Annotated in this window: 13 protein-coding genes; 3 read left to right on the forward strand and 10 right to left on the reverse strand. The window is 76.0% G+C overall.

Annotation, left to right across the window (positions count from 1 at the left end; all coding sequences use genetic code 11):
• The first annotated feature begins 117 nt into the window (after positions 1-117).
• Positions 118-870 carry an AraC family transcriptional regulator gene (locus IF09_RS0120260; protein WP_030297656.1) on the forward strand — a complete coding sequence of 251 codons (753 nt, stop codon included), beginning with the start codon at positions 118-120 and terminating at the stop codon, positions 868-870.
• 12 nt (positions 871-882) lie between these two features.
• Here IF09_RS0120260 and IF09_RS0120265 read toward each other — a convergent pair whose 3' ends face one another.
• Positions 883-1,449 (reverse strand): dihydrofolate reductase family protein, encoded by a 567-nt coding sequence (locus tag IF09_RS0120265; protein WP_030297658.1) that lies wholly within the window; start codon positions 1,447-1,449, stop codon positions 883-885.
• A 27-nt stretch (positions 1,450-1,476) separates the two neighbouring features.
• Here IF09_RS0120265 and IF09_RS0120270 point away from each other — a divergent pair, with 27 nt between their 5' ends.
• A complete protein-coding gene (locus IF09_RS0120270; RefSeq protein WP_030297660.1) occupies positions 1,477-2,532 on the forward strand; it encodes an enoyl-CoA hydratase/isomerase family protein in 1,056 nt (351 codons plus the stop codon).
• A 33-nt stretch (positions 2,533-2,565) separates the two neighbouring features.
• Here IF09_RS0120270 and IF09_RS0120275 read toward each other — a convergent pair whose 3' ends face one another.
• On the reverse strand, positions 2,566-3,489 hold the full coding sequence (locus IF09_RS0120275) for an SDR family oxidoreductase (protein WP_030297662.1): 924 nt from the start codon (positions 3,487-3,489) through the stop codon (positions 2,566-2,568).
• 146 nt (positions 3,490-3,635) lie between these two features.
• On the opposite strand from IF09_RS0120275, the gene IF09_RS0120285 reads away from it, so the two are divergent.
• A complete protein-coding gene (locus IF09_RS0120285; RefSeq protein ID WP_037635468.1) occupies positions 3,636-4,442 on the forward strand; it encodes a hypothetical protein in 807 nt (268 codons plus the stop codon).
• Here IF09_RS0120285 and IF09_RS0120290 read toward each other — a convergent pair.
• The 8 genes from IF09_RS0120290 to IF09_RS0120325 are packed head-to-tail and all read right to left on the reverse strand — an operon-like array spanning position 4,429 to position 22,806.
• Positions 4,429-5,697: an alkaline phosphatase family protein gene (locus IF09_RS0120290; protein ID WP_030297668.1), complete on the reverse strand. Its 1,269-nt coding sequence runs from the start codon at positions 5,695-5,697 to the stop codon at positions 4,429-4,431. The genes IF09_RS0120285 and IF09_RS0120290 overlap by 14 nt on opposite strands.
• Positions 5,698-5,724: 27 nt before the next feature.
• Positions 5,725-6,723 (reverse strand): galactokinase, encoded by a 999-nt coding sequence (locus IF09_RS0120295; RefSeq protein ID WP_234321080.1) that lies wholly within the window; start codon positions 6,721-6,723, stop codon positions 5,725-5,727.
• Positions 6,720-8,627, reverse strand: a complete 1,908-nt coding sequence (locus IF09_RS0120300; RefSeq protein WP_234321082.1) for a class I SAM-dependent methyltransferase — start codon at positions 8,625-8,627, stop codon at positions 6,720-6,722. The genes IF09_RS0120295 and IF09_RS0120300 overlap by 4 nt, the downstream gene beginning before the upstream one ends.
• Positions 8,624-9,823 carry a glycosyltransferase gene (locus tag IF09_RS0120305; RefSeq protein WP_030297674.1) on the reverse strand — a complete coding sequence of 400 codons (1,200 nt, stop codon included), beginning with the start codon at positions 9,821-9,823 and terminating at the stop codon, positions 8,624-8,626. Before IF09_RS0120305 ends, IF09_RS0120300 begins: the two co-directional genes overlap by 4 nt.
• Positions 9,820-10,674 carry an alpha/beta fold hydrolase gene (locus IF09_RS0120310; RefSeq protein WP_051832674.1) on the reverse strand — a complete coding sequence of 285 codons (855 nt, stop codon included), beginning with the start codon at positions 10,672-10,674 and terminating at the stop codon, positions 9,820-9,822. The genes IF09_RS0120305 and IF09_RS0120310 overlap by 4 nt, the downstream gene beginning before the upstream one ends.
• 7 nt (positions 10,675-10,681) lie before the next feature.
• Positions 10,682-10,999, reverse strand: a complete 318-nt coding sequence (locus tag IF09_RS0120315) for a hypothetical protein (RefSeq protein ID WP_030297677.1) — start codon at positions 10,997-10,999, stop codon at positions 10,682-10,684.
• Complete coding sequence (locus tag IF09_RS0120320; protein ID WP_063607402.1) at positions 10,989-15,623, reverse strand: type I polyketide synthase; 4,635 nt, start codon at positions 15,621-15,623, stop codon at positions 10,989-10,991. Before IF09_RS0120320 ends, IF09_RS0120315 begins: the two co-directional genes overlap by 11 nt.
• Positions 15,616-22,806: a type I polyketide synthase gene (locus tag IF09_RS0120325; RefSeq protein WP_063607403.1), complete on the reverse strand. Its 7,191-nt coding sequence runs from the start codon at positions 22,804-22,806 to the stop codon at positions 15,616-15,618. Before IF09_RS0120325 ends, IF09_RS0120320 begins: the two co-directional genes overlap by 8 nt.
• Positions 22,807-22,911 lie beyond the last annotated feature (105 nt).

Genomic DNA, 22,911 nt, shown 5'->3' on the forward strand with positions numbered 1-22,911 from the left:
GGCGGTTCGTCCGGCGGGTCCGGTGAGCTGCTCTGCAGCGCTTTTCGACGGGTTCGGGTTCACCGGTCGAGAATCTCCGGTGTCGCGGGCGGCCCGCTTCCGATAAATTGCCGGGTGATGCAGGAAATCCGCCACACTCCCCGGGCCGCGACCAGCGTCCGCGAGCTCGACACGGGCGTCGGGATCGACCCGCACCGGCACGACGACCACCAGATCGCCTATGCCGGTTCCGGCGTGCTGTCCATCACCACCGATGCCGGTACGTGGGTGGCGCCCACGACCCGCGCGCTGTGGATCCCCGCCGGGACGGTGCACGAGCACCGTGCGTACGGGCGGACCGACCTGCACTCCGTCGGGCTGCCGACCCACCTCAACCCGCTGTCCCTCGACACCCCCGCCGTGATCGCCGTCGGACCGCTGCTGCGGGAGCTGATCCTGGCCTACACGCGAGCCCCCGACGACGACAGCCCACAGCGCCGCCGGATGCTCGGGGTGCTGCTCGACCAGCTGCGGGCCTCGCCGCTGCAGCCGCTGCACCTGCCCGCGCCCGCCGATCCCCGGCTGGCGGCGGTGTGCGCCCTGCTGCACGCCGATCCGGCGGACTCCCGCGGCCTGGCCGCGCTGAGCGCCGCGGCGGGCGCCGGGGCGGGCGAGCGGACGCTGAGCCGGCTGTTCCGCGCCGAGCTGGGCATGACCTTCCCGCAGTGGCGCACCCAGCTGCGGCTGCACCGGGCGCTGCGGCTGCTGGCCGTCGGCACCCCGGTCACCGCGGTCGCGCACCGCTGCGGCTGGTCCTCCGCGAGCGCCTTCATCGACGTCTTCCGGCGGGCCTTCGGCCACACGCCCGGAGCGCACCCGCGCGGGCTGTGAGCGTGGGGCGTCCTACGGGCGCCCGTACCGGAGCTGTACGACGCCGTTGCCGAACGTACGGGTGCCCTCGAGGCGGAGCGGTACCCGGGCGGGGGTCGGCGGGAACAGGGGTTTGCCGCGGCCGATGCGCACCGGCTGCACGTAGAGGCGGTAGGCGTCCACCAGGTCGTGGCGCAGGAACGAGGCGGTGAGATCGGCTCCGCTCAGCACCAGGTCGCCACCCGGGGCCGCCTTGAGCGCGGCGACCTCCGCCGGGACGACGTCCCGCACGAGCGTGGAGTTCCAGCCGAGGTCGGCCTGCTGCAGCGTGCGCGAGTACACGTACTTCGGCATGTCCCGCCAGATGCCGGCGAACTCGGCCATCGGCCCGCTGACGGCGGGGTCGGCATCGGCGGTCGGCCAGACCCCCGCCATGAGCTCGTACGTGACGCGGCCCTCCAGGAAGCCGCCCATCGCGCGGGTCTCGTCGTTGAAGTGCTGATGCAGCTCGTCGTCGACGAGGTGCCAGTCGATCTGCCGCTCGGGCCCCTCGAAGAAGCCTTCGAGGGAGACCGCACTCATCAGAATGATCTTCCGCATGCCCACCCACGCTACATACTGGCCGGTGTGAAGACCGAAGAAGCCGTCGACGACACGGTCCTGCTCGCCACCGATGGCCGGACGGGGCTGATCACCCTCAACCGTCCCAGGGCCCTCAACGCCCTCACCCACCCCATGGTGCTGCGGATCGACGCGGCACTGCGCGCCTGGGAGCAGGACCCCGGCGTCGACCAGGTCCTGATCCGCGGCGCCGGCGAACGCGGCCTGTGTGCCGGAGGGGACATCCGGGCCATACACGACGACGCCAAGGCCAAAACCAGCGCTTCCGCAGACTTCTGGCGCGACGAGTACCGGCTCAACGCCCGGATCGCCCGCTACCCCAAGCCGTACGTCGCCCTCATGGACGGCATCGTGATGGGCGGCGGCGTCGGCGTCTCGGCCCACGGCAGCGTCCGCGTCGTCACCGAGCGCTCCCGCGTCGCCATGCCCGAGACCGGCATCGGCTTCGTCCCGGACGTCGGCGGGACCTACCTGCTCGGCCGCGCCCCCGGCCTGCTCGGCACCCACCTCGCGCTCACCGGAACGGCCGTGGGCGCCGCCGACGCGCTGCTGTGCGGACTCGCCGACCACTTCGTGCCCGCCGGCCGGCTGCCGGAACTGACGAGGGCCCTCTCAGGATCGCCCGCAGCCGAGGTGCTGCCGCAGTTCTCCGGGAACCCCGCCCCCGGGGAACTGGCCGACCGGCGCGACTGGATCGACCGCTGCTACGCGGCGGACACCGTCGAGGAGATCGTCGAACGGCTGCTGACCGAGGGCGATCCGGCCGCCAAGGAGGCCGCGGAGACGCTCCTGGCCAAGTCGCCGACCTCCCTCAAGGTCACCCTCGCCGCGGTCCGCCGGGCCCGCGCCCTGGGCCCGCTGGAGCAGGTGCTGGTCCAGGAGTACCGGGTGTCCTGCAACGCGCTGCGCGCGTCCGACCTGGTGGAGGGCATCCGGGCCCAGGTCGTCGACAAGGACCGCAACCCCCGGTGGTCCCCGGCCGCGCTCGCCGATGTCTCCGACGCCGACGTGGAGCGGTTCTTCGCCCCGCTCGGTGCCGCCCGCGAACTCCGGCTGCCCTGAAGGCCGCCGGAGCGGCCCGACCGGCCGGCACGCTCAGCGGTATCCGGTCACATCCGCCGGGAGGCCCGGGTCCTGGACCTCGACCAGGTACCGCCAGGCGTCCGGCCGGCTGCCGTCGAGGTCCGTGAACCCGTAGACCCGGGCCAGCTGCCCGCTGGAGAGCGACTGCCCGTTCCAGCGGGAGACCTCCGGGTCCGCGGCCAGCGCCGCGACCGCCCGCCCGACGTACGACGGGGTCTCGGAGATGGCGAAGTGCGGGACCTTGGCCAGCGCGTCCCGCCAGTTCGCCTCGCCCACCCCGAAGTTGTCCAGCATCATCTCCGAGCGCAGCCAGCCCGGCGTCAGTGCCACCGCCGTCGCGCCGCGCGTCCCCAGTTCGTGCCCGAGCGCGAACGCCATCCGCAGGACTGCCGACTTGGCGAGGTCGTAGAAGAACGAGACGCGGTAGTTGGCCGCGTTGTACTCGGCCGTGCCGTCCGTCATCTCCACCACCAGCCCGCCCGGCGTGCGCAGCATCAGCGGCAGCGCGAAATGGCTGGTGACGGCGTGGGTCTCCACCGCGAGCCGCAGGATGCGCAACCCGTTGTCCAGGTCGTGCTCCCACACCGTGCTGTCCCACTCGAAGAGCCGCTCGCCGCCCCAGATGTCGTTCACCAGCACGTCCAGGCGCCCCTGCTCGGCGTCGATCCGCCCGACCAGCGCCTCCACCTGCGCCGGCACCAGGTGGTCCGCGACCACGGCGATGCCCTGCCCGCCCGCTGCCGTGACCAGCTCCGCCGTCTCCTCGACGGTCTCCGGCCGGTCGTACTCCGAACGACTGCCGCGCGTACTGCGCCCCGTCACGTACACCGTCGCGCCCTGCGCGCCCAGCTGGACCGCGGTGCCCCGGCCCGCGCCCCGCGTCGCCCCGGCCACCAGGGCGACCTTGCCTTCGAGAGTCCGCCGTGCCTCCGCCATGGCCCGACCCTACGCTGCGACGGCCCGCCGGACACGGAAGCGCGGACGCGCGCCGCTGGCCGGATCGGCGGCCTTTCAGGCACCTCGTCCGGCGGGATACGACTGAACCGCCGAGCCACGTCCTGGACCAGGGAGACGTCCGACCGATGACCACAGCAGACATGACCAGCTTCGACGACGCCTACGTGCTCCCGGACCCCCGCGGGTACTTCACCGCTCTCGGGCCGTACGGATACCAGACACCCGCCCACGCCCAGCCGGTGTTCCGCGCCCTGGCCGGCGAACTGGACGCCGGACGGCGGACGATGCTCGACGTGTGCTGCTCGTACGGGATCAACGCGGCCCTCGTGAACCACGACGTGACCCTGCCGCAGCTGTACGCGCGCTACACCTCGCCCGAGGCGGCCGGACTGACCACCGCCGAACTCATCAGCCGTGACCGCGACTTCTACGCCGCCCGACGCCGTCCCGAGGCCGTGCGGGCCATCGGCATCGACGTCTCGCGCCCCGCGGTGGACTACGCGGTGGCCGCCGGCCTGCTCGACGAGGGGTACTGCGTGAACCTGGAGACCGCCGAGCCGGGGGACCGGCTGCGGCGCTCCGCGGCCGGCGTCGGCCTGATCACCATCACCGGCGGCACCAGCTTCCTCACCGAGCGCACGTTCGCCCGGCTGCTCACAGCCGTCGGCCGGCCGGTGCCGGTGGCCGCCTTCGTCCTGCGCACCCACGACTACCGGGCGATCGCCGGCTGCCTGGAGTCCTACGGGCTCACCGTGGAGCGCGCCGAGGGCACGAACCCCCAGCGGCGCTTCACGGATCCCGGAGAGCAGCAGCGTGCGGTCGCCACCGTCACGGCACTGGGCGAGGACCCGGCCGGGAAGGAGTCGGCGGGCAGCTTCCACACCCGCTTGCACCTCGCCCGGCCGGTGTCCGCGCCGGTCAGAACCAGGTGAGGGCCAGCGCGAACGTGGTGCTCGCGCTCGCCCCGGCCGAGTCGGTGGCGGTGGCCGTCACCTGCACGGTGCCGCTCGCCCACGGCTTGCCGCTGATGCGGCCGGTGCCCGCGTCGACGGTCAGTCCCCACGGCAGACCGGTGGCGGAGTACCGGATCGGCGGCCTGCCACCGCTCGCGGTGAGCTGGATGGTGCAGGACTGGTTGAACTTGCAGCTCTGCGGGCCGGGGTCGGCGAGCTGCAGGGCGCCGGCCGTCGGAGTGGGCGTCGGGGTCGGAGTGGGCGTCGGAGTGGACGTCGGCGTGGGTGTCGGCGTGGGCGTGGGGTCCGTGGAGCCGGTGAACACCTCGCTGATCGGCTGCACGTTCGCCGCGTTCCCCGCGTGCGTCGCCGTGCCGAACAGGTCCTCGAAGGTGCGCAGCAGATGGTGGTGGCTGTAGGCGGTGGCGTACTTGCCGGTCTTGACGTTCGCCCCGGAGAACACGGTCGCGATCTGGTTGGAGCCGAGGTAGTTGTCCTCGTCCCACGTCAGCACCAGCAGGCTGTTGTTGGCCTTCGCCCACTGGGCGTAGGCGTCGAGGTTGTTCTTCGTCCAGGTGTCTCCCGCGTTGACCGAGCACGAGTGCATGTCGTTGCACTGGTTGGGGACGACGAACGACAGGTTCGGCAGCGCCGCGAAGTTGTTCTGCGGGAACTGCGCCCAGGTCTTGCCGGTGGTGAGCGGAACGTTCTTGAAGGCGAACCACGGATTGTGCTTCTGCGCGTACTGGCCGTTCGTGCAGGCCGTGGACCCCTCGGCGGGCAGGTCCTCGTTGTACGTCGCGAAGGTCTTCCCGGCCGCGATCAGCTCCTGGCCGAGGTTCGCGGCGGTCATCGACTGCGGGGTGTAACAGCCGTCCCCGGTGATGCCCTGGGTGGCGCCGGAGAACAGGTTGAAGTAGTTCGGCTGGCTGGGGTGCGTCAGCGCCTTCATACCGGTCAGGCTCGCGCCGCCGTTCGCCAGCTGGTTGATGTACGGGGCGTTCGCGCTGCCGATGATCTCGCCGTACTGCTTGTTCTCGTATACGACGACCACCACGTGGTCGTACGCCGGCAGCCCCGCGGCGGCGGTCGCCCGCCGGGTCGGATCCGTACTGCCGTCCGCTGCCTGCGAGTTGGCCACGGTGAAGGCGCCCAGCAGGCCGAGCGCGCCGAGTGCGGCCACGAGCGCGGACCTACGGGTCCTTCGTCTCGCGACGGCCTTGGGTGAGGGCATGAGCGGTTCCTCCTCGGGATCGGTGGTTCATTCCTCCCGCCGGGCCGCACCGGCCACGGCGATGTTCAGGAAGCGGGGTACCGGCCGTCCCCGGCCGCGGAAGTCCTCCGCGACCGCGGCCCGCACGGCCGCCAGACGCTCCTCGGGCAGCAGCACCAGGACGCTCCGCCCCGGCCGCGGCCCGGGCAGCCCCGGGGGCCAGGCGCTCAGCGCCCCCGCCCGGCTGGCGCAGGCCACGGCCTGCGCCAGCGCCGCCCGCAGGTCCGGGTGGTGCGGATCCGTGCGTACGGCCAGCAGCACCAGCCGCGCGTTCGAAGCCGCCGGGTCGAAGGCGACGTACCGGTGCGGCCGCGCCGGATCCCGGCCCGCCGACAGCGCCTCGCCCCGGCGGGCGAAGAACACCGCCCGGCGCAGCGCCTCGTCGCCGTCCGGCAGCGCGCCCGCCAGCAGCCGGGCCAGCTGCGCACGGTCCGGGTCCGTGCCCGGCGGTGTGTGGGCGTCGACCACCGCGAGCGCCACCGCGCAGTCGGCCGGCTCCGCGGTGGCCAGCCCGGCGGCGGCCGTCAGGGAACCCTGCACGTGCAGATCCGTCCCGCCGCGGCCGTACCCGGCTCGGGCCAGGGCCCGCAGCACCGTGTACGGCCGGGCGGCCCAGGCGGGCATCGAGGGCGCCGGCCCGGACAGCACCAGAGGAACGTCACAGCTGTCGGCGGGGTGCCCCAGGGAGCTGAGCCGCACCAGGCCGTCGCTGCGCGGCGCCGCAGCGGCCGCCACCGGCCAGCCCGCCGCCGCCACCAGCCCCGGCGATCCGAGGTGGAAGGCGTACGGGGCGCTCCAGACGGCCGCCGGGGGCCGTCCGTGCGCGGCCTCCAGAGCGTAGGCGACGAGCCGGAACAGCGGGTCGGCGGTGGCCCGCCGGGCGATGTCCTGTCCGGAGGTGTCCCGTCCGGCGGGGTCCTGCCCGGCCGGGGCACCGGTCCCGCCCTGCCCGCCCGGTCCGTCGGTGTGGGCGGGGGCCGCGGTCACGGTCCCTCCCGGCGGGCCAGCATCCGGTAGGCGTTCCCGCCGTCCGCGCGCCGGGCCGCGGCCGTGCGCAGTGCGTCGAGCACCGCCGCGCCGGCGAAGCAGGGCAGTGCCGCCACCCGTACGGCACCGGCCAGGGCCCGGCTGCGCGGCGTGGCGGGGGGACCCCACGGGCGGTCCGGATCCGGGGCCAGCCGCGTCGCGGTCAGCGCCACCGCGCCGAAGAAGTCGTTGCCCTGGTGGGCTGCGCCGTGCTCCTCGGCCAGGACGGTGAACCCCCGGTCGGCCAGCGCCTCCCGCAGGTTCGCGGCCGGGATCAGGTGCTGGTGCTGCGGCTGGAACCAGGGCAGCCAGGCCGGTCCCAGCAGCCGCGCCATCCGCGAATCCGGATCGGGGAGCTCGATGGCCAGGTGCCCGCCGGGGGCCAGCACCTCGGCCGCCGTGTCCAGTTCGGCGAGCGGGTCCCGGGTGTGCTCCAGGTAGTGGTACATGCTGACCACCTCGTACCGGCCGGCCAGCTTCGCCGCGAACTCCGGGAACTGGCCCTGGAATCCGGTGGCCACCCAGCCGCGCCGCTCGGCCCCCAGCACCCCGTCGCCCATGTCCAGCCCGTCGAAGCGGGTACCGGGCCACACGGCCCGCGCGGCGTTGCAGAAGTGCCCGTGCCCGGTGCCGACGTCCAGCCAGGAAGCAGGGGCCCCGTACGGGCGGAGCATCTCGGCGCGCGCCCGGTACGACGCACCGAGCCGGCCGAAGACCGTGCCCGCGCCCTCCCCGCCGCGGCCGTCGTAGAAATCTCGGTAGTAGAACTCCAGTCCCTCCGGCGTCAGTCGGGGGTTCTGGAAGACGTGCCCGCAGTCCCCGCACTGCTCCAGGGTGAACCGGCCGGGCTTGCCCTGCAGCAGGTCGGGCACCCGGACCCGGACGGTGAGCTGCCGGGACCCGCACCAGGGGCAGTCCGGGCGGCGCGGTTCGAAGAACCGGTCGATCCCGTCGGCCAGGTCGGCCCGGTACGACGCCGCCCGCGCGGTGTCCGCCGCGCCGCGCGGCGTACGGGCGGCCGCGGCGGCCGTGCGCAGGCCGGCGGCGAGGGAGTGCACCGGCCGGGCGGCGGTCGCCCGGGCCAGGTCGGCGGGGCGCAGCGGGGCGCCACGCCCGCCCAGGGCGAGGTACGGCTGGAGCCAGTACAGCCCGGCCGCCGCCGCGCCCCAGCGGCCCTGGCGCAGTACCGCACCCGCCAGCACCGCCAGCCCGGCGAGCTGGGCGGCGGCCAGCGCACCCGGCGCCAACCCCTGGGCCCGCAGCTCGGCGACCCGCCCCTGGCCGGTGGTCTCGAGGCCGGGGCGCCCGGAGCTCAGCGCCGGGGCGACGGCCAGACCGGTGGCGTCGGCCGCGAACTCCTTCAAGCGGCGGACGAGCGCCTGGAGTTCCGCAGGATCGCGCCGGGGCGAGCCGGGATCCACCCCGGCCCGCGCGAGCACCTCCTCGGCCACGAGCACCGCATACCCGGCGCCCCGCCCCTCGCCGAGCCGGTCCTGCCGGTAGCCGGCCGGGTCGACCAGGCGCAGCAGCCCCAGGGCACGCTCGGCGGCGAGATCGGCCGGCAGCAGGTCCAGCACCCGCAGCCCCTCCCGGTCGGCGTACGCACAGGCGGTCAGGAACGTCGCCGCATCGGGTTCCACGCCCTGCACGGTCAGCAGCCGCCACCCGGCGGTGCGCGGCAGACCGGCCGATGCGGCCGGAGCGATCGCGGGCGCGGGCAGCACCGGGAGGGCCCGCAGCCGCCGCCGGGCGCGTACGGTGCCCGCACCGAGCGCGGCCAGCAGCACGGCGGAGGTCCACGGGACTCCGCGAAGGGCGAGCCGTGGCGTCGGCATCGGGGCCGTCGGACGGATCAGGGATGTCACAGCAGCTTCTCCAACCGGTCGGCCGCGGCGGAGGCTCCGCCCGCCGCGGCGAAGGAGGCCTGGATCCGCCGGGCGGCCCGGCGGGGGCCGGGGTCGTCCAGCACGGCCGTGAGCGCGTCCCGCAGTTCTTCGGTACGAGTCCTGCCGAACCGGACCCGCACCCCGGCCCCGGCCCCGACGACCTGGCGGGCCACGATCGGCTGGTCGTCCCGGATCGGCGCGACCACCAGCGGAAGCCCGTACGCGAGTGCCTCGCAGACGGTGTTGTGGCCGCCGTGGCAGACCACCGCGTCCAGATGGGGGAGCAGCTCCGGCTGCGGCACCCGCTCCATCAGCAGCACGTTCCCGGGCACGGCCCCGATCAGGGCCGCGGGCGCCACGAGCACCAGCTGCACCTCGTCCGCCAGCCGCTCGGCAGCGCCCAGCACCGCCCCGTAGAACCGGCCGCCGGCCTCCTGGTTGAGGGTGCCCAGCGACACCAGGACCCGGCGGCGCTCCGGGTCGAGCCGCTGCCAGGGGAAACCGGGCGGGTGCGGCCGGGTCCCGAAGGCAGGGCCGACGAACGCGTAGTGCGGCGGGAAGCCGTCCTCCGTGCCGATGAGTTCGGGTGTCGAGAACACCAGGACGAGGCGTTCGGAGAACCGCGGGTCCCAGCCCGCCCCGTCCGGCCCCCCGGCTCCGTTCGCGCCCGCCGTCGCGTCCGCCCCGCACTCGGTGAGGAACCCGGAGATCTGCTCGTCGACCCACTCCCCGACCTTCGGGAAGTCCGCGAACGGCCGCGTCAGCTCGGCGGAGGTGCTCGCGGAGGTGGCCCAGGGGATCCCGAGCCGGCGCGCGACCACCGGCCCGGCGAGGGCCTGTTGATCGGCGACCATCAGGTCCGGCGCGAAGCCGCGCACCGCGTCCGTCACCCCCGGCACCATCGCCCGGGCCAGCGGAATCAGCGCCTCCTCCCACAGGAAGCGCAGCGCCCCCACCCCGCGCAGATCCCGCCAGCGGTCGTGCAGCGCCGCATAGCCGCCGCCCGTCTCCTCGCCGGCCGGCAGGATCCGGGCGTGCGCGGGCAGCAGCCGGGCCAGCGCCCCGGCCGGCCCGGCCCAGGCGACCTGGTGCCCCCGGGCGGCGAGTTCGGCTCCGACGGCCACGGTCGGATTGACGTGTCCGGCCAGCGGCGGCACCGTGAAGAGCACCCTCATGGCACCAGCGCTCCCGCCCGCGCGGCCGTCACCGCGGCCGTCGCCCCGAGGTGGGCCAGCACGGTCTCCCGCAGGGCCCCGCTGCTCTCCTTCAGCACGTCGTGCCCGAGCCCCGGCAGGATCCGCAATGTGGTGCTCGCCTGCGTCGCGTGCCGGGCCAGCTCTTCGGCTCCCGCGACGAGTTCGGAGTGCTCTCCGCACACGATCAGGAGGGGGCAGCGCAGCCGGGCGTAGTCGGCGGGAGTGAAGGTGCGGCTGGCCGCGATGTCGTCGATCAGGCTCGTCCGGTTGAGGAGCTCGTCGGCGATCGCCGTCAGATGGGCGGCCTTGCGCAGCCTGAGGCCGAGCAGTTCGGTGGGTACCGCACTGCCCTCCAGGCTCAGGGCGGCTGCGGACAGCGTGTCCACCATGTTCTCCACCCAGGCCCCGCTGAGCGGGGGCTCGAGCAGGGTCAGCCCGGCCACCAGGTCCGGCCGGACGAGCGCGGCGTGCAGGGCGAGCGTGCCGCCGTGGCTGTTGCCGACCAGGTGCACGCGGCGGTGCCCGAGTCCCAGTGCGCCGAGCAGCGCGAGGAGGTCCCGTACGGCGGTGCGGCTGTCGTAGCCGGTGGCGGGGCGTTCGGTGCGGCCGTGGCCGCGCAGGTCGTGGAGGACCACCTCGTGGCCCGCACGGGCCGCGGGGAGGGCGAGGGGGCAGTAGAAGGAGGAGAGGTTGTCGACGACCAGTCCGTGCAGGAACACGACGACGGGCTGATCGGGGCGGTCGGTGCGGTCGGTGGGGGTCCCGTCCGGGCCGGCGGCCGGGAGCCGCTGGACGTGGAAGCGGAGCGAGTTCGCGTGGACGAAGGCCATGGCGGGCTCAGCCGGCCGAGGCGGGCGGCGTGGCCGCCGCCCGGGCGAGGGAGGCATGGGTGACCCGGCCTATGTGCGTGACCAGTTCACCGACCGACATGGCGAGGATGGCGTCCATGTCCTTCTCGGCGAGGAAGCCCATGAGGTCGACTTCGGCGCCGTAGCGATGGTGGAGCAGCTCGGCGAGGGCGACGAACTCGATGCTCTCCAGGGCGAGATCCTCGTTGAACCTGGTCTTCATCGTGACCTCCTCGGCAAGCAGGAACTCGTCGCCGACGATCTCCACGAGCATGCCGGTGATCTCGGCGAGGATGTCAGTGGCCATGGCTGGTCTCCGTGAGGGTGATGGGGACGGGGGTGCGGCCGGGCGCCGCGGGGTGGGTGGTCCAGGCGACGACGTGGCCGTCGGGCAGGAGGGACGTACGGACGGCGTACGGATGCCCGTCGGGGGACAGCACCCGCAGCCCGCCGGAGCCGGAGCCGGAGCCGGAGCCCGGGCCCTCCACCGTCCGCCAGGCGCGCGGGCGGCCGCCGAGGCCGGTGCCCGCAGCCTTGGCTGCGGCCTCCTTGGCGCACCACAGAGCGGTGAGCGCGCCCGGCAGGCCGGTCCCCTCGCGGGCGGACAGGGCTTCGGCCAAGGAGAGTTCGTCCGGGGCGAGTGCGATCCGGATCAGCGCGTCGGGGTCGGCGGTCACCGGCTCCACGTCGATCCCCACCGCCAGGGACCGGTGGGCGACGGCGACGGCGATCCGGTCCTTGTGCGCGAGGGAGAGCCGGAAGCCGGAGGCCAGCGCACCCCCGGGCACCGGTCGCCCGTGGGCATCGTTCCCGACGGGGACTTCGGCCGGGAACACCGGCCCCGCACCGCCGTCCCACAGCAGCTGCCGCAGCGCGTCCTTGGCCGCGATCCGGCCCAGCAGCCACGGCGCCCGGGCACGGGGAGGCAGCTGCTCGTACGCCGCCCGCTCGGCGGCACCGAGGTAGCGGCGCATGACCAGTTCCTGCGAGGCGGGGTCAGTCCACCGGCGCCGGGCCAGGCACCATCCGGCGGGCTGCGGTTCGCCGATGCCGCACACCTCGGGGGTGAACTTCATCGGCCAGACGCGCTCGTCGGCGCCGAAGCGGCGGTACGTCCAGCCCTCGATCCGGGCCCACACCTCACCCGTGGTGCGGCTGAGCTCGAGGTCGCCGCGCACGGTGACGTCCCGTACCTCGCGGATCCGGGCGGTGGCGGAGATCAGCTCGCCGGCGGCGGGCGGTGGCCCGAAGAACCGGATGCGGTCGACGGTGGCGGGGAACACCAGCCTGTCGACGGGCAGTTCGAGCTGCATCCAGTGTCCGAACAGCTGCCCGGCGGCGTCCAGCAGCGCCCCCGGGTCGGGCAGGGCCCGCAGCACTCCGCGGATCCCGTCGGCGCCGACGGTCCGGACCTCGTGGACGCCCGCGAAGCGGGGGCCGTGGAACATCCACCGGTCCCGGTACAGGGCCTCGGCGCTGACAGGGGCGGGGCGCGGATCCCGCAGCGGGGTGGTGTCGGGCGGGGGCGGCTGCCCGTGGCCCGGGCCGAGCAGGACGACGACGGAGGCGTAGGGGCCGAGTCCGATCCGGATCCGCCCGGGCCCTTCGCTGCGGACACTGACCTCGATGTCGACGGCGGGTGCGGCGGGGAGCCACCGCAGGGCCCGTACCTCGTCGTAGCCGATGAGGGCGGCGCCGGGCGGGGCGTGCCGGCGGGCCGCGTCGGCGGCCAGCTCCAGCATGGTCGTCATGGGCACGACGGGGAACCGGTCGGAGTCCTCGGGCCAGCCGTCGGGCTGCAGGTACACGCAGTGGTCGCGCACGTAGGGCAGGGCGTCGAGGGACACCCGGAGCCGGTCGCTCCCCGAACGAGCGGCGGACCCCGCGCGCGGGACGGGTACGGCCGCGCCCGGAGGCGTCCCGGGCAGCCGGCCCGGGGCATGCGGGGCGACGGGGCCGGGCGGCGGACCGGCAGCGGTGCTGCGGGCCGACCCGCGTACGGTCGACCAGGCCTCGGTGACGGCCTGCGCGGCCGCGCGGGTTTCGGCGAGGACGGTGTCCAGCGCGGACAGCATCCCCGGCCGGTCGTCCCCGTCCGGCCGATCGCCACCCTCCGGCCGATCGACCCCCACCGGCCGGGCGGCCAGGCCGCCGAAGGCGATGCGGGCCCGCTCGCCGAGCCGGACCAACGGTGACCCGAGGTCCAGCGCGACGGCCCGGCCGGGGGCGGCCCGGCCCGGGGCGGTCGGCGTTGCGGCGGCCGGGTCCGGAGACAGGCGGGCCCAGTGCGGGGCGTGGCCCTCGGTCCAGAGCGCGGCGCAGGTGCGGCGCAGGGCGGGCAGGCCCGCGAGCCGCGGGGAGGAGGTGGCCACCGACAGGTGGGGGCGGTCCCGGAGGGTGTCCTCGACGAAGCCGTTCAGGCTGCCCGGCCCCAGCGCGACGAAACTCCGGACGCCCGCGTCCTCGTACAGCCGCAGCGTCAGCTCCCGGAAGCGGACCGGCTCCAGGAGGTGCCGCACGACCAGGTCCCGGACGGCATCCGCGCCGGCGGGGAAGGGCGCGAGCGTCGTCGCCGACCACACCGCCGCCGCCCCCGCCCGCACCGGCAGCCGGTCGAACGCGGAGCGGACCTGCCCGAGGTACGGCTCCCACATCGGCGTGTGGAAACCGGAACGGAACGGCAGTTCCTGGCCGAGTACGCCCTGCGAACGCAGCCGCTCCAGGACCCGGCCCACCCCGGCGGGGTCCCCGCAGACCACCGACTGGTGGGGGCAGTTGTCATGGCTGACCACCACCCCTGCCACGCCGTGCAGCGCCGCCTCCGCGCGGGCCGCCCCACACCCGAGCGCCGCGTAGACGAGGTCGGGGACCTTGAGCGAATCCGGCCGCAGCGAATCGAGGAAGGAGTCCGCCGCGTCCTGCGGATACATGCCGGCACTGACCATCGCCGCCCACTCGCCCAGGCTGTGGCCCGCCAGCACATCGGCCTCGATGCCCAGTTCCGCCAGGACCCGGGCGAAGAACCGTCCCGCGGCGATCGCGTCGAGGGCGCGCTCCATCAGCTCCCCGCCCCGGTTCAGCCGTGGCGCGGGGAAGCCGAGCCGCTCCGCGACATCGTCCACGACCGGTGCGAACTCCGGTTCCAGACCCGGGAACAGGAAGGCCACCCGGCCGCCCAGGGGCTCCGGTGTGAACCAGACGTCCCCGCAGCCCCGCCAGGCCCGGCCGCGCGCCACCGCCTTCCCGGCCAGCGCGAGCCGCTGCGGTGTCGGCCCGACCACGGCCAGCCGGCACGGCCCGTCACCCGCGGGTCCGGCTCCTGCACCCGCGGCTCCCGCCCCCGCGGCGAGCAGCTCCGCCAGCTCCGCCGGACTCTCCGCCGCGAGCAGGAGTACGTCGTCCCGCCCGCCTGGGGCGACCACCGGCGGGCCCGCGGCGCCCAGCGGCAGGAAGCGGCGTACCGGTGGCGCCGGGCGGGCGGCTCCCGGAGCCTCCTCCAGCACCACGTGCGCGTTGATACCGCCGAAGCCGAACGCGTTGACCCCCGCCCGGCGCGGCGCCGGCCCGCTCTCCCACGGCTCCGCCTGCGTGATCGGACGCATCCGGGTCCGGGCCAGGTCCGGGTGCGGATCCGTCAGGTGCAGGGTCGGCGGCAGCGTCCCCTCGTACACCGCGAGCGCCGCCTTGATGAGCCCGGCCATGCCGGAGGCCTGCATCGTGTGCCCGAGCATCGACTTCACCGAGCCGAACCCGATGCCGCCCGGCCCGGCGACCTCGGGCGGACCGAACACCTGGGCCAGGGTGTCCAGTTCGGCGGCATCACCGACCGGGGTCCCCGTGCCGTGCGCCTCCAGCAGGCCCAGCGCATCGGGCGCCCGCGGGTCCAGACCGGCCTCGCGCCAGGCCCGCTCCAGGGCCCGTACCTGGCCGGCGACCAGCGGGCTCATCAGGCTCGCGGCCCGGCCGTCGCCGGCCACGCCCGTACCACGGATCACCGCGTAGATCCGGTCGCCGTCCCGTTCCGCGTCCGCCAGCCGCTTCAGCAGCACCACCCCGGTCCCCTCGGAGAGCAGGGTCCCGTCGGCCAGCCGGTCGAACGGACGGATCCGCTCACTCGGGCTGAGCGCCCGCAGCTGGGTGAACACGCTCCACAGCGTGGCGATGTGGCAGTGGTGCACGGCCCCCGCGACCACCGCGTCGCAGCGCCCGCCGGCCAGCAGCCCCACCGCCTGGTCCACCGCCAGCAGCGAGGAGGCGCAGGCCGCGTCGAGCGTGTAGGCGGGGCCGCTGAAGTCGAGCCGGTTCGCCGTCCGGGCTGCGGTGAAGCTCGGCACGAGCCCGATCGAGGCGTCGGGGCGCTCCGGCCCCAGCGCATCCTGGAAGGCGGCGCGCACCGCGGCGATCCGCTGCTCGCCCAGCTCGGGCGCCAGCTCGCGCAGGGTCTGCGCCAACTGGTGGGCGGTGCGGACCCGTTGGTCCAGCCGGGCCGTGGCCACGCCCATGAACCCGCCGCGCCCCAGCACCACCCCGATCCGCGAGCGGTCGGCGGGCAGCCGGTCCTCGCCGCCCGCGTCGGCGATCGCCTCGGCCGTCGCGTGCAGGGCCAGCATCTGGTCCGGCTCGGCCCCCTCCACGGCGGCCGGCATGATCCCGAACCGGGTCGGGTCGAAGGCGGCCAGGCCGTCGATGAAACCGCCCCGCCGGCAGTAGAACCGGTCGCCGGCCGCGGGCCCGGCCGAGCTGCCCGGGTCGTAGTACACCTCCGGATCCCAGCGCCCGGGCGGCACCTCGCCGATGGCATCCGTACCGGCCAGCAGATTGCGGCGGTACGCGGCCAGGTCCGGTGCCCCCGGGAACACCGCGCCCATCCCGACGATCGCCGCGTCGGTCGGCCGCGGGCCCCGCCCCGCCCCGTGCACGCGCTCACTCATCGCCCTCGCCCTCCCGGGCCGTCAGGACCACCTGGACGTCGGTTCCGTACGCCAGCTCGGCGAGGAACGCGGCGGTGGCGGCCTCCGCGGAGAGCAGCGGGACCCCGCGCCGGGCGTACGCGCGCTCCAGCTCCGGCGTGACCATCCCGCCCGCCTCCGCGGCCCAGGGACCCCAGTCGACGGACAGCACCCGGCCCGGCAGGAACGCCGACCAGGCGTGCGCCAGCGAGTCGAGGGCGTCGTTGGCTGCGGCGTAGTCCGTCTGGCCGCGGTTGCCGTACACCCCGCAGACGCTGCCGAACAGGGCCAGGAACCGCGGCGCGGGCCCCGGTCCGTGCTCGGCGGCCACGGCCGCGAGGTTGCGGGCGCCGGTCACCTTCGTGGTGAACACCTCGGCGAAGGCGGCCGGTCGCTTGTCGCGCAGGAGCCCGTCGTGCAGCACCCCGGCGCCGTGCACGATGCCGTCGAGCCGGCCGTGCCGCTCCCGTACGTCGGCCACGACGGCCCGTACGGCCTGCTCGTCGGTGACGTCGGCGCGGTGGTAGCGGACGGAGGCCGCCACGGCGTCGAGCGCGGACAGGGTGGCCCGTACCTCGCGCTCGGCGAGGATCCGCGAGGCCGCGGCCTCGATCTCGGCGGGCTTGCGGAGGCCGTCGGCGATGAGGGCGGCGCGCAGTGCGACGCGGTCGGTCGCCCGGGCGAAGCGGTCCGCCCCGGCGGCGGGCAGCGGTGTACGTCCGACCAGCTCGACGTGGCATCCGGTGGCGCGGGCCAGTGCGAGGGCGGTCCGGGCGGTGATCCCGCGGGCCCCGCCGGTCAGCAGGACCACGGACCGGGCGTCGAGCGGTGGCGTCCCGTCGGCGGCGGCCAGGGGAGCGGGCACCGGGCGGCGGGTGATCCGGACCCCGTCGGCGGTGTAGCCCACGGAGGAGCCTTCGCCGTGCACGTCGCCCAGCTCGGCCAGGAGCTGCGCGGCGACCCGCTCGGGGTCCTCCTTGGCGTCGACCTCCACGGCGCGGATCAGGCTGCCCGGGAACTCGAGCGCCGCGCTGCGGGCGAAGCCGTGCAGACCGGCGCCGGGGGTTCCGCCGGGCGTGGTGGCGAGCAGGAGCCGGCGGACCCCGCCGGTCAGGGCGCGCTGCAGTGCGGGGAACGCGCCGGGCAGCACCGGCTCGGCGCCGGCCCGCAGCCCGGAGAGGTCGACGATCCCGTCGAGCCCGGCAGCGCCCTCGGCGTCCGCCTCGGCGAGGACGCGCACCTCGGCGCCGTGCCCCCGCAATGCCGTGCCGAGCGCGGCCGACACCCCCTGCCCGTCGTCGACCACCCCGACCCGCAACCCCCGCAGCGCCTCCGGCTCCACGACCACACCGGCCACGCTCACGTCCTCCACCCGCAACCGCCGCACCGCGCCCGCCGCGAGGCCCACGGCGGCCCCGTCCCCCGGGTGCCCGTGGCCGAGCCCCCTGCCCGCCACCGGCCCGCTCACCCCGGCCACGATCCCGCGAGCGGCCGACCCCCCGGAACCGGCCGTGCCGACCCCGGGCTGCCCGTGGGCGGCGGACCCTGCGGGTGCGTGGGCGCCACCCGCCAGGGGCTCGTCGGATCCCGGTGCACCCACCATGGCGTGGGCCGCCGCCGAACCGGCGGGCTCGGCCGCGCCGGAGAGGGCGCCGGCTGTGGACCCGGCCGGTTCGGATGCCGTCGGCGAGTGGCCGCCGCCGTCCACGCCCGCCCGGCCGGCGGCACTGCCCGCGCGGCCGCAGGCCGGATCCGCCGCGGGCTCGCGTGCGCCCGCCGGGCCGGCTGCACCCGCCGTGAGGCCGCCGGCCGGGGCTGCCGTGCGGGACGTGACCCAGTCGACGATGCCGCTCAGGGTCTTGAGGCGGGAGAGTTCCTCGAAGGCGGACCCGGCGGAGCCGTCGGGGTCCTGGGGGAGTCCGATCCGGTCGGCCAGGGCGCCGATGATCTCGACGCGCTTGATGGAGTCGATGGACAGGTCCGCCTCCAGATCCAGCTCGGGGCCGAGCATGTCGTGCGGGTAGCCGGTGCGGGTGTGCACGATGTCCAGGACCACGTCCATCACCTCGTCGGCGGACCTGGGTCCGGCATCCGGTCCGGCGTCGTGGGGAGGCTGTCCGCCCGCGGCGGCCCAGCCGTTGGCCGCCGGTACCGGAGCTGCGCCCGCGTCGGCCCGGAGCCCTGGGGCGGCCCGGCCGGGCAACCCCGTGCCGTGCGCGGGAAGCGCGTCCACCGCGGCCGGCCACGGGCGCCCGGGAGCCTCGGCCGACGGCCGTGCCGCAGGCGAGCCGACGCCCAGGAAGCCCAGCAGGACGTCCCGTTGGGCCTCGATCAGTTCCTGGGAGCCGCGCAGGTACGCGAGGACCGCCTCCTCGCGGCGGTCCGCCGGGGCCGGGGCCGGCGCCGCCGGGGCCACCCGACGGGCCGGCTGCAGCCCACCCGGCACCGGGGTACCGTCCGCGGTGCGGACCAGATGGCCGTCGACCAGCCAGCCCGGCCGCCGCGGGGCCCGCTCCGGCAGGCGCGTGCCGCGGCCGCGGAACAGGGCCTCGGGGGCCACCGGCACGCCCGCTGCGGCCAGTTCCGCCAGCGCGGTGACCAGCCGGGACAGGCCGTGCTCGCCCGGCACGTCCAGCGGGACCACCGTGTGCGGCCGGTCGCGCAGGATCCGGCCCAGGAGGCTGGAAAGGACCCGCCCGGGCCCCGCTTCCACGAACGTCCGGACACCGGACGCGTACATGGCCTCCACCTGCTCCACGAACCGGACCGGCTCCGCGACCTGGCGCGCGGCAAGGCTTCGTACCGCATCGGCGCCGGCGGGGTACGGACCTGCGGTGGTGTTCGACCAGACCGGGAAGGCGGCGTCGGCAACCGCCGTCCCGGCCAGCTCTTCGGCCAGCGCGGCGGCCGCCCCCGCGACCACCGGGCTGTGGAACGCGCACGCCACCTCGATCGGCTCCGCCGAGAGCCCTGCCGCCCGCAGCGCCGCCACCGCCTCGGCCACGCAGTCCGCCGGGCCCGAGACCGCGCACTGCCGCGGCGCGTTGTGGTTCGCGACCACGCACCCGGACCGCTCCGCGATCTCCCGTACCTCCTCGGGTGCGGCCGTGACCGCCGCCATGGACCCCGGATCCGCCCCCGCGGCCGCCAGGATCGCCTCGGCCCGGCGCGCGCTCAGCCGCAGCAGGCTCTCCGTGTCGTACACGCCGGCCGCCCACAGCGCGGTGAGCTCCCCGTACGAGTGCCCGGCCACGCAGTCCGGCCGTACCCCGAGCTCCCCGAGCAGCAGGTGCGCCGCCGCCCCGGCCAGCCCGAGGGCCGGCTGGGCGACCCGGGTGTCGGTGACCGCCGCCCGCTGCGCCGCCCGCTCCGCGGCGCCGAAGGCGCCCGGCGGGAACACCGCCGAGACCACGGACCGCGGAGCCGTCTCCAGCAGCTCCCGCAGCGCCGGGAAGGCGATGAACAACTCGCCCAGCATCCCGGGGCGTTGGCTGCCCTGTCCGGGGAACAGGAACGCCACCTTTCCGGGATCGGCCGCATCCTCCCGTACGTGGACCCCCTCGCCCGCGGTGAAGCCCCGGGCCCGCTCCAGCCGGGCCACGAGCTCGTCCAGGTCCCCGGCCACGACCGCCACCCGCACCGGGCCCGAGCCCTGCCCCTCGGCGGCGGCTTCCGCCGCGAGGTCGCGCAGGGCCCACGGCCGCCCGGCCGCCTCGTTCTCCTCCAGCCGGGCCGCGAGCCGGGCCATCGCCCGCCCCGCCGCCCGCCGGTCCCCGCCGCGGAAGCAGAACAACTCGGCGGGCCACTCCTCCATCCCGTGCGCGGCCTCCTCGGCGCCCCCGTAACCGGCCAGCACCGCGTGGTAATTGGTGCCGCCGAAGCCGAAGGCGCTGACCCCTGCGATCCGCCGCTCGGCGGGGACCGCCCACGGCCGTGCCTCGGTGGGGAAGGCGAAGGGGCTGCTGTCCGCCTGCCAGGCCGGGTTCGGCGTGTCGATGTGCAGGGTCGGCGGCCGGACACCCGTCTGGACGGCCCGGGCGGCCTTGATCAGCCCGGCCAGCCCGGCCGCGCACTTGGTGTGCCCGAGCTGTGATTTCACCGAACCCAGTGCACACGATCCCGGGGCGGCACCGGATGCGGCGAACAGCTCGGTCAGCACGGTCAGTTCGGTGCTGTCTCCGACCACCGTGCCGGTGCCGTGCGCCTCGATCAGCCCCACCTCGCCGGGGGTGATGCCCGCCCGGGCGTAGGCCCGCTCCAGGGCCCGCCGCTGGCCCTCCGGCCGGGGCGCGGTCAGGCCGAGGGAGCGCCCGTCGCTGGCCGCCCCGACCGCCTTGATCACCGCGTAGACGCGGTCGCCGTCCCGCTCCGCGTCGGCGAGCCGCTTGAGGACCAGTGCGCCCACGCCCTCGCCGAGCGCGATCCCGTCGGCAGACGCGTCGAAGGGCCGGCAGCGCCCGCTCGGGGACAGCGCCCGCACCGAGGAGAACATCAGGTAGTCGTTGATCCCGTTGTGTACGTCGGCGCCGCCGCACAGCACCATGTCGCTGTCACCGTCGCGCAGTTGGCGGCAGGCCAGGTCGAGCGCGGCCAGCGAGGAGGCACAGGCGGCGTCGACGGTGCAGTTGGCGCCGCCGAGGTCCAGCCGGTTGGCGACGCGGCCCGCGATCACGTTGGCGAGGATGCCGGGGAAGGAGTCCTCGGTGAGCCGGGGCAGCTGCTCGTCCAGCCCGGGCGGCAGCTCGCCCAGGTAGGCGGGGTGCAGCGCGCGCAGCCCGTACGCCCCGGCCAGCTCGGTACCGGCCTCGGCGCCGAAGACCACCGAGGTCCGGGAGCGGTCGAACTCCCGGTCCCGGCCGTACCCCGCGTCCCCGAGGGCCCGCGCGGAGATCTCCAGGGCCAGCAGCTGGACCGGCTCGACGGCGGCGAGGGAGGCCGGCGGGATGCCGTGCGCGAGGGCGTCGAACGGCACCGGGTCGAGGAAGCCGCCCCAGCGCGAGGGGGTGCGCTCGCCGGCCCGCGCCGGGTCGGCGTCGTAGTACAGCGCCGGGTCCCAGCGCTCGGGCGGCACCTCGGTCACCGCGTCCTTCCCGGCGAGGATCCGGGCCCAGTAGGCGGCGAGATCCGGGGCGCCCGGGTAGGCGCAGGCCATGCCGACGATCGCGATGTCCAGCGGATCGGCGGCGGGCTCCCCGGCAGCCGTGCCCCCCTGCCCGGCGGCCGCCAGCTCGGCGGCGCGCCGCTCCAGCAGCTCGGTCGCCCCCTCGGTGACCTGGGCGTGCAGGGCGGCGACCGTGGTGGTCCCGGTCCGCAGGGTCGCGGCCTGGCCGAGCATGAACAGCCCTTCTGCGTACTGTTGTCGTTCGTCGACCCGCTCCAGTGGCGCCGGCGCCTCCGCGGCCCGCCGCAGCCCCTTGCTCGCGATCCGCAGCCGCCCCAGGTTCAGCCGCTCCAGCTCCTCCCACACGACGCGCGCCTCGGTCCCGGCCTCCACGAGCCGCTGCCGGGTCGCCTCGAAGGCCTCGGCGTACGGAGTGGCCGCGCAGCGCGTGGCGTGCCCGGGCGCCGTGTGCAGCAGGACCGTCTCCGTGCACTCGACCGCGGCCCGCTGGAAGCCCGGCAGCACCGCGCCCGCGGCCACCGCCTCCTCCGTGAACAGGTACGCGGTCCCCATCAGCACCCCGATCCGCGCCCCCCGCTCGGCCAGCGGCGCGGCGGCCGCCACCGCCATCGCCGCGGAGCGCGCGTCGTGGATGCCGCCCGCGAACAGCACGTCCAGGGCAGCCGGTTCGGGACATCCCAGGAGCCGATCGATCTGCTCCTCCCACAGCGCGAACGAGGTGCGCGGCCCGACGTGGCCGCCGCATTCCAGCCCCTCGAACACGAACCGCCGCGCCCCTTCGGCGAGATACCGCTCCAGCAGCCCCGGCGAGGGCACGTGCAGATGCGTCGTGATCCCGGCCGCCTCCAGCGGCGCCGCCTGGGCCGGAGTGCCGCCGGCGATGACCGCGTGCGGCGGCCGGACCTCGGCCACGGCCGCCAGCTGCTCGCGGCGCAGCCCGGGCGGGGCGAAGCCGAGCAGTCCCACGCCCCAGGGGCGGCCCCCGAGCCGCTCGGCCGTCTCGGCGAGCAGTTTGCGTACGTCCGCACCGTCCATCACCGCGAGCGCCAGGTACGGGACCCCGCCCTCGGCGGCCACCGCCTCGGCGAAGGCGGCCTGGTCGCTGACCCGGGTCATGGGCCCCTGGGCGACGGAGTGCGGCCGCAGCAGCGGCCGGGTGCGCACCGCGGCCCCCAGATGCCCGGTGACGGCCGCCCGTACGGCCTGGAGCACCCCGCCCGTCGTCCGGTACCGCGCGGCCAGCCGGGCCGCCGAGGCGCCGTCCTGCCCGACGGGCAGCAACTGGGTCCGCAGGTCCCGGGCTCCGAGCAGGGCGGCGGCCGGCCCCTCGGGCGGGGTCAGATCGGGCCGCGCGTACACCCGGTGCCCGTCGTGCAGCCGGGTCTCCGAGCCGTCCATCGCCCGGAGCGCGGCGGCCACTTCGGCGGTCAGCGCAGCCTCGCCCTCGGCGGTCAGGGCCAGTTGTACGTCGACCAGCACGCCTGCGGCTCCGCCCGCGACGGCCGCGGCCGCCGTGTGCGGCCCGATGCCGCCCCGGGCGAGCACGGGCACCCCGAGTCCGGGCCCGGCCAGCAGCTGCTGGAGCAGGACGAAGGTGGTGGCCCCGCCCACCCGGCCGCCGGCCTCGTGCCCCTTGGCGACGAGCGCCCCCGCCCCGGCGGCCACCGCGATCAGGGCCTCCGCCCGGCGGGTGACCTCGGCCCAGGCGCGCCGCCGCCCGCCCTCGGACCAGGCGGCCATCTGCTCCGGGGTGTGCTCCGCGGGGTCGGCGAGGAGCACCGTGTCCACCTCGTCCGGCAGTTCCTCGGGCCCGAGCGGGCATCCGGCGGGCACCCGCACCCCGTACGGGCGCCGGCCGCCGAGCCGGCGGGCGAGCTCCGCGAAGCCGCGGCGGGCGGCTTCGGGATCCCGGCCGAGGTCGAGCAGTCCGAGGGCCCCGGCCCGTTCGGCGGCGATCACGATCCGCGGGTGCGGTTCCTCGAACGGGCTGACCGCGACGACCAGGTCACGGGTGGCGGCGGATCGCGGGGGCTGGGGGGTCACGAGCGCTCCTCTGGTCGGTGCTGTGTGACATCTCGCAATGCGGGGCAGCGCCCTCCGGCGCACCCTGGCGCACCTCGGCGCGCCCGTGGGGCGCACGGGGAGCGC

Origin of the sequence: Streptomyces katrae (assembly GCF_000717655.1) — a bacterium.
In the GTDB taxonomy this organism is placed as follows: Bacteria; Actinomycetota; Actinomycetes; order Streptomycetales; family Streptomycetaceae; genus Streptomyces; species Streptomyces katrae_B.